The following is a 13,524-nucleotide window of genomic DNA, read 5'->3' on the forward strand; positions in this document are numbered from 1 at the left end:
GGAAAAAGCTCTTGAAAACCGGAGAACTTTGCCGTACAATAAACGCCGAAACAAACCGCCGCCTTATAGGAGGAACCGCCATGCGCGTCATCACAGGCTCCGCCGGGGGCCGCCGTTTGCTGGAGCTGGAGGGGCTGGAAACCCGCCCCACCACCGGCCGGGTGAAGGAGGGCGTATTCAGCGCCCTGCAATTCGACGTCGAGGGCCGCCGGGTGCTGGACCTCTTCGCCGGAACCGGGCAGATGGGCATTGAGTGCCTGAGCCGCGGGGCCGCTTCCGCTGTCTTCGTGGACCGGCGGAAGGACGCATTTGCGCTGATAAAAAAGAACCTGGCCCTGACGGGCCTTCAGGACCGGGCCCGGGTGGTCCATGGGGATTCCCTGGCCTTCCTGGCGGGGGCGGGGGAGTCCTTTGACCTGGTGTTCCTGGATCCGCCCTACGCCTCCGGCCTGTTGGAACAGGCGCTGGAGCGGCTGGCTGCCCCGGGATTTGACATTCTGGCTCCTTATGGTATAATCGTAGCGGAACACCCGGCGGATCGCCGCCTGGACGTCCCGGCGGGGTGCCGTTTGCGAAAGACTTACCGCTATGGCAAGATTGCCGTCACCCTCTTTTGCCGGGAGGGAAACGAATAGAACGAGGAAATCGCGCATGAGAACAGCCATCTGCTCCGGCAGCTTCGACCCCATCACCCTGGGGCACCTGGATATCATCCGCCGGGCCGCCGGATGCTTTGACCGGATCTGGGTCTGCGTCAGCCCCAACGCCGAAAAGCGCAACCAGATGTTTACCCCGGAGCGNAAGCTCCAAATGGTCCGGGCCGCCATCCGGGAACTGCCCAACGTGGAGGCGGAGCTCTGGCCCGGCCTGCTGGCCGACTTCGCCAAAAATCACGGGGCCTGCGCCATCGTCCGGGGGGTTCGCTGTGTGACGGACTTCGACGGGGAGTACCAAATGGCCCAGATCAACCGTGAAATCTGCCCGGGGCTGGAGACCATGCNCCTGCCCGCCAGCGCCCCCTACCAGCATTTCAGCTCCTCCATGGCCCGGGAGATGATTCGATACCGCCAGCCGCTGGAGAAGTATCTGCCCGCGCCTATCATCCCGCTTGTGGCGGAACTGACAGAGAATGAGGGAGGATCACACCATGGCCAATGACATCAACCGCCTGATTGATATGATTTATGAGCGGATCGAGGACGCCAAAGCTCCCGCCCTGAAGCCCAGCATGAGCATTGTGGACCGGGACGAGCTGCTGGATCTGCTGGACGAGCTCCGGGCCCAGCTTCCGGCGGAAATCAAGCGGGCCCAGGAGCTGTTGGCCGCCCGGGAGAAGTTTGTGGAGGACGCCAAGCGGGACGTGGAGCGCATGATGCGCCAGGCGGAGCTGGAGGCCAAGACCAAGATCTCCGAAAGCGAGGTCATGTACGCCGCCCGGGAGAAGGCCCGGCAGATTGTCACCCGGGCGGAGGAGCGCTCCCGCCAGCTCTATCAGGTGGCCAACAGCTACGCCGAGGATGCCCTGGCCCGGACGGAGGAGGCCGTCCAGGCCGCCCTGGACGAGGTGAAGCAGTCCCGGGTCCGTTTCCGCACCACCTCCGCCGCCAAGATGCAGGAGCAAAGGCAGAAATTGGAAAAGAAAAACGAGGAGAACGAAACCTGAGTTACATATAGCTAACAAAAGTTTGGCGAAATTGACGAAACTTTTGTGGAAACAAAACCGGATATCGCTAGATGTGGAAAAAAATTGGAGCTCGCGCGCTCCCTGTCGCAAGATATTGCGGCGGGGAGCGCCTTTTTTTGCGTGGAAGCGAGGAGAAAAAAAGTAGAACGCCCGTTCTATTTTATAGAAAACAGGCGAAAAATCAAGGATTTCAGAGAAAAGGCCCAATTTTCCGTCGAAAAAAAATCCTTGCTTTTCGGTCGCCGTTTTCGTATACTAGGTAGCATAGGTGGGGAGAAGTGGGGATTTGAGGCAGTTAAGTGGAGGCTTGCCCCATTCTATCCCAAAAAAGGGGGAAGGGGGGCGGACCTATGGCGAGGCTGCTGGGAAAATCGAATAACAGCATCGACGCCAAGGGCCGCCTTGTGATCCCTTCCGCCATGCGGGAGGCGCTGGGCGACACCTTTTTCATCACCATCGGCGCCGAGCACTGCCTGACCATTTACCCCCAAGCCAAGTGGGAGCAAATGTCCGACGAGATGGACGAGCTGCCCTACACAGAGGCAAGGGCTTTAACTTTACTCTACGCCAACGCCGTCCAGTGCGAGCCGGACGGCCAGGGCCGGGTGCTGATTCCCGCCCCCCTGCGGAAGTACGCGGGGCTGCAAAAGGCCTGTACCATCGTGGGCCTGAATACCTTCGCCGAGATTTGGGACGAAGGGACCTGGACGGAGCGGNAACAGCGGATGCTGGAGGAGGAGGACATGGCCGCGGCCATGGACGCCCTGGCCCGGGCCCGCCGCCGCACGCTTTCTTGAAAGAGGTTCTATGGAATACACACACAAGCCCGTCCTGCTGGACGAGTGCATCGGCGCCCTGCGCATCCGCCCGGAAGGCGTCTATGTGGACGGCACTCTGGGCCGGGCGGGGCACTCCCGGGAGATCGCCAAGAGGCTGACCACCGGACGGCTCATCTGCATCGACCGGGATTCCGCCGCCATTGAGGCGGCCGGGGAGCGGCTGGCCCCCTGGATGGACCGGGTTCGGCTGGTCCACAGCAACTTCTCGGAGCTTGGAAGCGTCCTGGAGGAGGACGCGGACGGGATGCTCTTCGACCTGGGCGTCTCCTCTCCCCAGCTGGACGATCCGGAGCGGGGCTTTTCCTATATGCACGACGCGCCGCTNGACATGCGGATGGACCNCTCCGCTNCNCTGACGGCCCGGGAGGTGGTCAATTNNTGGAGCTTGGAGGAGCTTCGGCGGATTCTATACGATTTCGGCGAGGAGCGGTATGCCCCCGCCATTGCCAGGGCCATCGCGAAACGGCGGGAGCAGCGGCCCATCGAGACCACCCTGGAGCTGGTGGAGGTTATTAAATCCGCCATGCCACCGGCGGCCCTGCGGGAAAAGCAGCACCCCGCCAAGCGGAGCTTTCAGACAGTCCGCATTGCCGTCAACGGCGAGCTGGACGCTCTGCCTCCCATGCTGAGGGCGGCGGCGGACAAGCTCCGCCCCGGCGGGCGGCTGGCGNTGATCACCTTCCACTCTCTGGAGGACCGCATTGTCAAGCGGACGCTGCGGGAGCTGGCCCAGGGCTGTACCTGCCCGCCGTCGTTTCCGGTTTGCGTCTGCGGGAAAAAGCCGCTGGTGCGGCTGGACAAGCCTGTGACGCCCTCGGCGGCGGAGGTGGCGGAGAATCCCCGGGCCAGAAGCGCCCGGCTCCGCACGGCGGAGAAATTGGACAAGTTGGACATCTGAAACCGGATTTCGAAATGACGGAAAGGAGGCGGCTTCATGGCATCGGCGGCGCGGGACATGCGGTATCGCGGAAAACAGGCGGTCAACGGCAGCCTGGCCTATGACCTGGACTATGCGGTTCGGGAGCGGGCCCTGCGCCACGCGGGGGAAGCTCCCAAGACGCGGGAAAAGGCGAAGGTCTATGAGGCGCCCCGGGTGCTGCTCCGGGCGCGGCAGGTGGTGTCCCNCCTGGCGGTGCTGAGCGTGGCGGCCATTATGGGCCTGGCCTTGCTGGTGCTGATGAGCTACGTGCAGCTGACCATGCTGTCTGCGGATACGGTGAAGCTGCAAAGCCAGCTGGAGGAGCTGGAGTCGGAGAACGCGGCCCTCACGGCCCAGTACCAGCGGATGTTCGACATGGCCTCGGTAAAGGAGGCGGCGGAGGNCGCCGNNATGTCCAAGCCCAGCNGCACGCAGATGAGCCAGCTGGACCTGTCGGCNGGGGATTCCGCCGTGGCTTACCGGCAGAAGGAGCCGGGGCTGTTCAGCCGCATCCTCTCCTCCCTTCACGGCGGGGTTTACGCCGTGGTGGAATATTTTGACTAACCGGCGCACTATAATGAGCTGACATGATTTCCNGACAGCGGGGAGCGGGAAGCCGGTCTTCTTGCTCCCCCGCTTCATCCTTATTTTTTGAAATTTCCGACTAGGAGGCAGCAGCATGGCGAACCGTACCCCTCAGACTCCCGCCCTTCACCGCAAGAGCGAATCCGCCCGCAGGGCCAATCAGATTATCCGCGGGCGGACGCTGCTGATGATGCTGGTGATGGGCGTGGGGACTTTTTTGCTGCTGTTCTGGAAGCTCTACGATCTCCAAATCAACCGTCATGACGAAATGCAGGCCAGGGCCGTGACCCAGCAGACCCGGGAGACCAAAATCATCGCCTCCCGGGGGACCATCTACGACAAAAACCACAACATCCTGGCCAGCTCCACCACGGCGGAGATGGTGATTCTCGACCCCCTGCGCATCGGTCAGTATGTCGAGAGCCAGGAGGAGGCCCAGGAGGAGGCCGCTGCCCGGGCTTTGGAGGAGGGGGAGGCCTATACCCCGCAGCCCATCCGGGACCAGAGCTACATTGCCCGGGGGCTGAGCCGCATTCTGGACATGGACCAGGCGTCCATTGAAAAGAAGATGGAAAACACGAAGTCCGAATATGTCATTCTCAGCCGGAAGGTGGAGAAGGAGGCGGCGGACGAGATCCGGAGATTCTTGAACGGCGAAATCGACGAGGAGGGAAACGAGATTCCCGAGGGCCAGCGGCGCAGCGTCACCGGCGTGCACCTGAATCCGGACTCCAAGCGCTATTATCCCTACAACGCCATGGCGGCCAACGTCCTGGGCTTTGTCGACATCGACAGCAAGGGAGCCGTGGGACTGGAGGTCAAATACAACGAGGACCTCTCCGGTACTGCCGGAAGGACCATTTCAGCCAAGAACAACAAGGGCCAGCCCCTGCTGTTCCAGTATGAGCAGTACTTCGACGCGGAGAACGGCAGCGACCTGGTGCTGACCCTGGACATCAACGTCCAGATCGCCCTGGAAAAGGGCATGGAGTCCATGCTCAGCAAGTTCGACGCCGCCAACGGCGGCACCGGGATTGTGATGGATGTGAATTCCGGGGCCCTCCTGGGCATGGCGTCCTATCCCAATTACGATTCCAACCAGTCCGGCGTCCTCTACGACGGGAAACTGAAAGCCAAGCTGGAAAAGAAGCTGGAGGACATTGAGAAGGACCGGGACAAATACGCGGCGCAGGATGCCGCGGAGGCCGCCGCGAGAGAGGAGGCGGGCATAGAAGACGACGGGGAAGAGCGGGTGAGCGCCTATGAAAAGGCGGTGACCAAGGCCAAGGACGACGCCCGCCAGAGCCAGTGGCGGAACAAGTGCATCGACTCCACCTACGAGCCCGGCTCCACCTTCAAGCCCATCACCCTGGCGGCGGCCCTGGAAGAGGGGGTCATCAACATGAACTCCACCTTCGACTGCTCCGGCTCCGTCATGGTCAAGGGCTGGGATAAGCCCATCAACTGCTCCCGGGCCGCCCCCGGGCACGGACACCAGATCTTAAAAAAGGCGGTGGGGAACTCCTGCAACCCGGCCTTCATCAAAATCGGCCAGACCCTGGGCACCAGCAAGTTTTATGAATACCTCAAGTCCTTCGGCCTGATGGAAAAGACCGGCGTGGACATGATCGGCGAGGTCCAGGGCATTTTCGCGGAGGAGAAGGACTTTAACTCCAACCTGGTCTCCCTGGCCTCCTACTCCTTCGGCCAGACTTTCAACGTCACCCCCATCGAGCTGATCCGGGCCCAGGCGGCCTGTGTCAACGGCGGCTACCTCTACGAGCCCTATGTGGTGGAGCAGGTGCTGGACGGGGAGGGGAACATCCTGCGCCAGCACGAGACCAAGTGCATCCGCCAGGTGGTCAGCGAGGAGACCTCCGNCAAGGTCCGGGAGTGCCTGGAGTACGTGGTGGCGGAGGGCACCGGGAAAAACGGGCAGGTGAACGGCTACCGCATCGGCGNAAAGACCGGCAGCGCCGACAAAACCGGAACCAAAACCCCCTCCAATCCCAAGGGCGACATCGTGGTGTCCTTTATGTGCTTTGCCCCGGCGGACGATCCGCAGTACATCATGCTGCTGACCATGGACACCCCCAGCCGTACCACGGGGACCTACCCCTCCGGCGGCAACATGNTGGCCCCCACGGCCAGCCAGATTATGGGGGAGATCCTCCCCGTTCTGGGCNTGGAGCCGGACTATACCGCCGACCAGCTGGCGGGAGCCGACGCCGCCGTGCCCCATGTGGTGGGCCAGGACCTGGAAACCGCCAAGGGGCGGCTGGAAAACGCGGGCTTTACCTTCCGCACGCTGGGCAGCGGCGCGGAGGTTACCGCCCAGACCCCCGAGGGGGGCGCCATCGTGCCGAACAACGCCACCATCGTGCTGTACCTGGGAGAGGAAAAGAACGACGCCCTCCGGGCCGTGCCCAATGTGCTGGGCATGACCGCCGCCGAGGCCAATCAGGCACTGACCAACGCGGGCTTTATTATGCGGGTGACGGGTGCGACCAGCGCGGAGTCCGGCAACGTCAAGGCCATCTCCCAGGATCGGGAGGAGGGGGCCGAGCTGGCCCCCGGCAGCGTCGTGACGGTGCGCTTTGGCGACAATTCCGTAAGAGACTGAGAGCAGGTTTTGCCGATTTTCCGGCAGGATATGCCGTATACATTGCGTTTTATTCGGGTTATAATCATCCAGGACGTATTCAACTGGATGGAGGTTTGACAAGTATGAAGCTGAAAGAACTGCTGAAGGGCCTGGAAATCCTCTCCGCCACCGCGGATTTGGAGACGGAGATCGCCCAGGTTCAATACGACTCCCGCCGGGTGGGGGCCGGGGACCTGTTTGCGGCCCTCTGCGGCTACGCGGCGGACGGACACAAGTTCATCCCCCAGGCCATGGCCTCCGGCGCGGCGGCGGTGCTGTGCCAGGTTCCGCCGGAAGGGGAGGGAATCCCCTACGTCCAGGTGGCGGACTCCCGCCGGGCCCTGGCGGTGGCAGGAGGCAACTTCTACGGCCATCCGGCGGAATCCATGACCATGGTGGGCATCACCGGGACCAACGGGAAGACCACCAGCACGTATCTTCTCAAGGCCGTTTTGGAGGCCCGGGGAGAGAAAGCAGGTCTGATTGGCACCAACCAGAATATGATTGGGGAGGAGGTCCTGCCCACGGAGCGGACCACCCCCGAATCCATTGAGCTCCAAAAGCTCTTTGCCCGAATGCGGGACGCGGGCTGCACCCATGTGGTGATGGAGGTTTCCTCCCACGCCCTGTATCTGGACCGGGTATATGGCGTCCCGTATCAGGTGGGCGTCTTTACGAACCTGACCCAGGACCACCTGGATTTCCACAAGACCATGGAGGAGTACTGCGGCGCCAAGGCCATTTTGTTTCGGAACTGCGAAACCGGCGTGGTCAACGCCGCGGACCCCTGGACGCCCCGCCTGCTGGAGCACGCCGGCTGCAAGCTGCTCTCCTTTTCCAGCTCCGGCACGGCGGACATTCAGGCGGAAAACATCGTCCTGGCGGCAGATCATGTGGCGTTCACCGCCGTATACAGGGGAGAGCGGGCTTCCGTCCGGGTGAATATCCCCGGGCACTTTATGGTTGACAACGCCTTGGGCGTGCTGGGGGCGGCCCTGGCCCTGGGGATTCCCCTGGAGGAGAGCGCCGCCGTTTTGTCCCGGGTGCCCCATGTGAAGGGCCGGGTGGAGGTGGTTCCCACAGCCGGAAAGGACTATACCGTCCTCATTGATTACGCCCACAGCCCGGACAGCCTGGTGAACGTCCTGAGCACCGTGAAAGGCTTTGCCAAGGGCCGGACCGTGGCCCTCTTCGGCTGCGGCGGGGACCGGGATAAGGCCAAGCGGCCCAAGATGGGCCGGGCCGCCGCGGAGAACGCGGACTTTCTGGTGGTTACCACCGACAATCCCAGGACGGAGCGCCCGGCGGACATCATCGCCGGTATCCTGCCGGGGCTGGCGGGGACCGGGACGCCCTATAAGGTCATCGAGGACCGGGTGGAGGCCATTCACTGGGCGCTGGACCACGCCCGGGCGGGGGACGTGATTGTTCTTTGCGGCAAGGGCCATGAGACCTACCAGGAGGTAGGCCATGAGAAGCGCCATATGGACGAACGGGAGATTGTCGCGGACTATCTGCGCAAGTGAAAAAGCCGCCCGGCGGGACCGGGTGGGGGAGAGGGAAAACTATGATTGTTACGCTGCTGCTGGCGGGGCTGGTGAGCTTCCTGCTCACCCTGGTCCTGGGAAAATTCGTCATTGCGGAGCTGCGGAAGCTGAAAGCGGGGCAGGAGATCCGGAAGGAAGGCCCCTCCTGGCACGCCGGGAAGGCGGGCACGCCCACCATGGGCGGCATCATGTTCATCATCGGCTCCGGCGTGGTGGCCTTCCTCATGGGCTGGGAGGCGATGCTGCGGGGGGAGTTTGCCCACCTGTACGTGTACCTGTTTGCCCTGATATTCGGCCTTATCGGCTTTGTGGACGACTACCGCAAGGTCCGCCAGCACCAGAACGAGGGCCTGACGGCCAAGCAGAAGTTTATCCTCCAGCTGGCGGCGGCGGTGCTGTTTCTCAGCCTGATGCGCTATGAGGGACTGCTGACCAACGCGCTGTATGTCCCCTTCCTGAACGTCACCGTGGAGATCAACTGGATTCTCTACCTGATTTTCGCCGCCTTCGTCATCGTGGGCTGCGTCAACGCGGTGAACCTCACCGACGGCATCGACGGTCAGTCCTCCAGCGTTACCTTTGTGGTGATGGTGTTTTTCACCGCCGCCGCCGCCAAGTGGGGGCTGACGCCCCTGGCGCTGTTCCCCGCCGCCCTGGCGGGAGGGCTGGCGGCCTTCTTCTGCTACAACCACCACCCGGCCAAGGTTTTCATGGGGGACACCGGCAGCCTTTTCATGGGCGGCGCGGTGGCGGCCCTGGCTTTCGCCATGGATATGCCCTTGATTTTGATTTTGGTGGGCATTATCTATATTTTGGAAACCCTGTCCGACATCATCCAGGTAGCTTATTTCAAGGCCACCCACGGCAAACGCTTTTTTAAGATGGCCCCCCTGCACCACCACCTGGAGCTCTCCGGGTGGAGCGAGGCGAAGCTGGTGACGGTGTTCTCCGGCGTGACCATCCTGTTCTGCGTCCTGGCCTGGCTTGGCATCCAGGGGCGCTATTGAGTCTGAATTGTTAAGAGAAGGAGGGAGTATATGGCGGCACGCGGCAGTTCAGCGGCCCGGCGGGAGCCCCAGAGGCGGCCGGAACCCCAGCGCAGGCCCGCCCAGCAGAGGCGCAAGCCTGTTCAGAGCCAGCAGCGCCGCCCGGCCCGGCAGAGCGTGGTAATTCCCTTCCCCGTGCCGGAGCGGCAGCCGGTAAAGCGTCCCCGCCGCCGTCCCCTGAGCCGGGAGGAAGCCCAGCGCCGCCAGCAGGCCCGCCTCCGCCAGCAGGCGCTGGAGGAAGAGGGCAGGGAGCTGGCCAGGGGCCCCATTGACCTGCCCTTCTGCCTGCTGGTCCTGCTGCTGATGGCCATCGGCCTTGTGATGCTGCTGTCCGCCAGCTTTCCCTCCGCCTATTACAATACCAAGAACAACGACCCCACCTATTGGTTTGTCCGGCAGGCCGTTTTCGCCGTCATGGGCGTGGCCGGCATGCTGTTTATCGGCAAGATTAACTACCGGCGTCTCCGGGGCTTGGCGAAAACCCTGCTGTACGTGTCCATATTCCTTTTGATCTTTGTGGCGATTCCCGGAAACCCCTTCGCCGTCACGGTAAAGGGCGCCACCCGCTGGATTGGCGTGGGCGAGCTTTTCAGCTTCCAGCCCTCGGAGATTGCCAAGATGGCCATCGTCATCTACTTCTCCGACAGCATTTCGAAGAAGAAGGATCTCATGCGCTCCTTCCGCTACGGCATCCTGCCTTATGCCTCCTTGCTGCTGGTGACGGCGGGCCTGGTGGCCATCGAACCCCACCTCTCCGGCGCGATTTTGATTCTGGGCGTGGGCGCGGCGCTGATGCTGGTGGGCGGCATCAACTGGGCCTGGGTGTTCGGCGCCATGGGCGCGGCCGCGGGAATGCTGTACTTTGCCCTGTTTGTGGTGGGCTACAACACCTCCCGCATCCAATACTGGCTGAACCCCTGGGCGGATATGCGGGATAAGGGCTACCAGCTTTCCCAAAGCCTGATTACCATCGGCTCCGGCGGCCTCCTTGGCGTGGGCCTGGGGAAGAGCCGCCAGAAGTTCCTGTTCCTTCCGGAGGAGCATAACGACTTCATTTTCGCCATCATCTGCGAGGAGCTGGGCCTCATCGGAGCCAGCGTTATCATGCTCCTGTTCGCGGCCCTGATTCTCCGGGGCTACTGGATTGCCCTCCACGCCCGGGATCGCTTCGGAAGCCTCCTGGTCATCGGCGTCACCACGCTGATTGCCATGCAGACCTTCCTGAACATCGGCGTGGTGACGGGCTTGCTGCCCACCACCGGCATTTCCCTGCCCTTTTTCAGCTACGGGGGCACGGCCCTGTCCATTCAGCTGGCGGAAATGGGAGTCGTGCTGTCGGTGTCGCGTCAAATGAAGCCTACCAGGGCTGGATAGAGGAGGCGTTTTCGATGCCAAGACCGTTGCAGCGGGTCATCTTTACCTGCGGCGGCACGGCGGGGCATGTGAACCCCGCCATCGCCCTGGCCCAGCTGACCCTGGAGAAAAACCCCCAGGCGCAGATTTTATTCGTGGGCGCGGAGCGGGGCCTGGAAAAGGCTTTGGTGCCCAAGGCGGGCTACGACTTTAAGACCGTCCATATTTCCAGCTTCCACCGCTCCTTCCAGCCCGCGGAGATCAAGCACAACCTCATTTCCCTAGGCAACCTCATCCGGGCGCCCGGGGAGGCCCGGGCCATCCTCCGGGCCTTTCGGCCCGACGCGGTGGTGGGCACCGGAGGCTATGCCAGCTACCCGCTGGTAAAGGCCGCCGCCAAGGCGGGGATTCCCGCGGCGGTCCACGAGTCCAACGCCGTTCCGGGCCTTACTACCCAGATGCTGGAAACTTACGCGGACCGCATCATGGTGGGCTTCGAGTCCTGCCGGAAGCACTACCGCCGCCCGGAGAAGGTGGTGGTTACCGGCACGCCGGTGCGGCACGACTTCTTTTCGATGACGAAGGCGGAGGCCAAGCGGGCCTTGGGCATGGACGACGGGAGGCCCCTGATCGTCTCCTTCTGGGGGTCCCTGGGGGCCTCGGGCATGAACCGCCTGNTGGCGNANTTTCTGGCCCTGGAGGCGGCGAAGCAGCCCTTTTACCACATCCACGGCGCGGGGAAGCAGGGCTGTCCCCTGATGCTGGAGGCCCTGGGGGAAAAAGGCGTGGACCTGGGGGCCTGCCCGGCGCTGCAGCTGCGGGAATACATTTACGACATGGCCCCCGTCATGCGGGCGGCGGACCTGGTTATCTGCCGGGCCGGGGCTTCTACCATCAGTGAGCTGACGGCCCTGGGGACCCCGGCGCTGATGGTCCCGTCCCCCTATGTTACCAACAACCACCAGGAGAAGAACGCCCGGGCCCTGGAGGAGGCCGGGGGCGCGGCGGTGCTGCTGGAGGCGGAGTGCTCCGGCCAGGCCCTGTTCCAGGCGGCCTGCGGCATTCTCCGCGATGAAGAGCGCCTCCGGGCCATGGAGGAGGCCATGGCCTCCCTGGGCATCCGGGACGCTGCGGAGCGCATTTATCAGACGGTGCTGGAGATCCGAAAGTAACCAGAAATCCCNTTCGCCCATAGGATGGAGCGTTACACCATTCTTGGAGCGGAGGGACGGACATGAGCCATTTAGTCATAAGAGGCGGCAGCCGCCTGCGGGGCGAGGCCGGGATACAGGGGGCAAAGAACAGCGTCCTGCCCATTCTGGCGGCCACGCTGCTGACGGCGGACCAGGTGGAGCTGCGGGGCTGTCCCCGCCTGCGGGACGTGGACGCCTCCGTCCGCATTCTGGAGGGCCTGGGCTGCACGGCCCGCTGGGAGGGGAAAAACGTTTTGATCGTGGACGCCCGGGGTCTCAGCGGCTGGGCGGTTTCCGAGGCGCTGATGCGGGAGATGCGGTCCTCCGCCATTTTCCTGGGGGCCATCCTGGCCCGGTGCGGACAGGCGGAGCTGAGTTATCCCGGCGGCTGTGAGCTGGGCCCCCGGCCCATCGACCTGCACCTCTCCGGCCTTCGGGACCTGGGGGCGGAAATCGACGACGCCGGCGGCGTCCTGCACTGCAAGGCCCCCCGGCTTCGGGGCCGGGAGATTGTGCTGAGCCTCCCCTCCGTGGGAGCCACGGAAAACCTGATGNTGGCNGCCTGCGGCGCCTCCGGCGTCACCACCATCGCCAATGCCGCCCGGGAACCGGAGATTGTGGATCTCCAAAATTTCCTCACCGCCTGCGGGGCCAGGGTCTCCGGAGCGGGAACCTCCACGGTGTCCGTGGAAGGCAGGCGGCCCCTTCATGGCTGTACTTACGCCGTCATGCCGGACCGGATTGCGGCGGCTACTTATCTGTGCGCGGCGGCCTCCGCCGGGGGAGAGGTCTTTTTGCGCGGAGCGCGGGAGGAGCATTTGTCCACCGTCACCGCCGTGCTGCGGGAGGCGGGCTGCTCCATCCGCTCCGGCGGGGAGGGCATCGCCTGTGTCAGCCGGGAGCGCCCGGCGGCGGTGCGCCCGGTGCGGACGGCCCCCTATCCCGGCTTTCCCACCGACGCCCAGGCCATTTTGATGGCGGCGCTGCTGCGCTGCCGGGGGGCGGCGGTATTCGAGGAAAATATGTTTGAAAACCGCTACCGCCATGTGGGCGAGCTGGCCCGCATGGGGGCCAATGTCCAGGTTTCCGGCCGGACGGCGGTGGTGACGGGGGTGGAGCGCCTCCACGGCGCGCCGGTGCGGTGCACGGATCTCCGGGGCGGGGCGGCGCTGTGCGTGGCGGCCCTGGCGGCGGAGGGAGAGACGGAAATCTCCGAGATTGGCCATATTGCCCGGGGCTATGAGGACCTGGTCCGGGACCTGGGATGCCTGGGGGCGGAGATCTCCCGGATTGGGGATTAACAGGAAAATACGCGGGGGCCGCGGAGGCGGTCCCCCTTGCGATAGAACTGGAGCGTAGGCATGGCGAGACGGAAGCATACAAAGCGGCGAAGAGGACGGGGAAGTTTCGGCTTCCTCTATAAGCTGCTGTCCGTCTTGGTGATTTGCGCGGCGATTATCGCCGCCATGACCCTGTTTTTCCGGGTGGATAACATCGTCGTCACAGGGCAGAAGCGCTACACGGCGGAGGAGATTCAAGCGGCCTCCGGCGTGGAGCTGGGGTCCAACATGTACCTTTTGAACAAGTATGACGTCGTCCGGGCCATTACCGGGGAGCTGCCCTATATCGAGGACATCCGGGTGAACCGGAAGCTGCCGGACACCCNGCTCATTGAGGTGCGGGAGAGCGGGCGGCCCTTCGCCCTGGTCCAGAA

The 13,524-nt window shown here is 63.6% G+C and carries 13 protein-coding genes; all 13 read left to right on the forward strand.

Translation table 11 applies throughout. The features are described from left to right. Positions 1-80: 80 nt before the first annotated feature. On the forward strand, positions 81-635 hold the full coding sequence (gene rsmD / locus JX325_RS06950) for a 16S rRNA (guanine(966)-N(2))-methyltransferase RsmD (RefSeq protein ID WP_204790426.1): 555 nt from the start codon (positions 81-83) through the stop codon (positions 633-635). Between the two features lie 16 nt (positions 636-651). Then, positions 652-1,158, forward strand: coding sequence for a pantetheine-phosphate adenylyltransferase (gene coaD, locus JX325_RS06955; RefSeq protein ID WP_204790427.1), 507 nt, complete (start codon positions 652-654; stop codon positions 1,156-1,158). Continuing rightward, positions 1,148-1,663, forward strand: a complete 516-nt coding sequence (locus JX325_RS06960) for a hypothetical protein (RefSeq protein ID WP_204790428.1) — start codon at positions 1,148-1,150, stop codon at positions 1,661-1,663. The genes coaD and JX325_RS06960 overlap by 11 nt, the downstream gene beginning before the upstream one ends. 371 nt (positions 1,664-2,034) lie before the next feature. After that, positions 2,035-2,481, forward strand: a complete 447-nt coding sequence (mraZ, locus tag JX325_RS06965) for a division/cell wall cluster transcriptional repressor MraZ (RefSeq protein WP_204790429.1) — start codon at positions 2,035-2,037, stop codon at positions 2,479-2,481. A 10-nt stretch (positions 2,482-2,491) separates the two neighbouring features. After that, positions 2,492-3,421, forward strand: coding sequence for a 16S rRNA (cytosine(1402)-N(4))-methyltransferase RsmH (rsmH, locus tag JX325_RS06970; RefSeq protein WP_204790430.1), 930 nt, complete (start codon positions 2,492-2,494; stop codon positions 3,419-3,421). 36 nt (positions 3,422-3,457) lie between these two features. After that, a complete protein-coding gene (locus JX325_RS06975) occupies positions 3,458-4,006 on the forward strand; it encodes a hypothetical protein (RefSeq protein ID WP_204790431.1) in 549 nt (182 codons plus the stop codon). A gap of 115 nt (positions 4,007-4,121) precedes the next feature. Then, positions 4,122-6,650, forward strand: coding sequence for a penicillin-binding transpeptidase domain-containing protein (locus JX325_RS06980; RefSeq protein WP_204790432.1), 2,529 nt, complete (start codon positions 4,122-4,124; stop codon positions 6,648-6,650). 104 nt (positions 6,651-6,754) lie between these two features. Continuing rightward, entirely contained in the window at positions 6,755-8,197 is a 1,443-nt protein-coding gene (locus JX325_RS06985) for a UDP-N-acetylmuramoyl-L-alanyl-D-glutamate--2,6-diaminopimelate ligase (RefSeq protein WP_204790433.1), read from the forward strand. A gap of 41 nt (positions 8,198-8,238) precedes the next feature. Then, a complete protein-coding gene (gene mraY, locus JX325_RS06990; protein WP_204790434.1) occupies positions 8,239-9,225 on the forward strand; it encodes a phospho-N-acetylmuramoyl-pentapeptide-transferase in 987 nt (328 codons plus the stop codon). Positions 9,226-9,255: 30 nt separating this feature from the next. Next, on the forward strand, positions 9,256-10,638 hold the full coding sequence (ftsW, locus tag JX325_RS06995) for a putative lipid II flippase FtsW (RefSeq protein ID WP_204790435.1): 1,383 nt from the start codon (positions 9,256-9,258) through the stop codon (positions 10,636-10,638). Between the two features lie 14 nt (positions 10,639-10,652). Then, on the forward strand, positions 10,653-11,789 hold the full coding sequence (gene murG / locus JX325_RS07000; RefSeq protein WP_204790436.1) for an undecaprenyldiphospho-muramoylpentapeptide beta-N-acetylglucosaminyltransferase: 1,137 nt from the start codon (positions 10,653-10,655) through the stop codon (positions 11,787-11,789). A gap of 62 nt (positions 11,790-11,851) precedes the next feature. Further along, positions 11,852-13,111, forward strand: a complete 1,260-nt coding sequence (gene murA / locus JX325_RS07005) for a UDP-N-acetylglucosamine 1-carboxyvinyltransferase (RefSeq protein WP_204790437.1) — start codon at positions 11,852-11,854, stop codon at positions 13,109-13,111. 60 nt (positions 13,112-13,171) lie between these two features. Then, a partial coding sequence (locus JX325_RS07010) for a cell division protein FtsQ/DivIB (RefSeq protein ID WP_204790438.1) occupies positions 13,172-13,524 on the forward strand: 353 nt, incomplete at its 3' end.

The organism is Oscillibacter sp. CU971, from assembly GCF_905219725.1.
Lineage (GTDB): Bacteria > Bacillota > Clostridia > Oscillospirales > Oscillospiraceae > Oscillibacter.

Coding starts and splice junctions, on each gene's coding strand:
- rsmD (WP_204790426.1), top strand. CDS start 81: ATGCGCGTCATCACAGGCTCCGCCGGGGGCCGCCGTTTGCTGGAGCTG.
- JX325_RS06960 (WP_204790428.1), top strand. CDS start 1,148: ATGGCCAATGACATCAACCGCCTGATTGATATGATTTATGAGCGGATC.
- JX325_RS06985 (WP_204790433.1), top strand. CDS start 6,755: ATGAAGCTGAAAGAACTGCTGAAGGGCCTGGAAATCCTCTCCGCCACC.
- mraY (WP_204790434.1), top strand. CDS start 8,239: ATGATTGTTACGCTGCTGCTGGCGGGGCTGGTGAGCTTCCTGCTCACC.
- ftsW (WP_204790435.1), top strand. CDS start 9,256: ATGGCGGCACGCGGCAGTTCAGCGGCCCGGCGGGAGCCCCAGAGGCGG.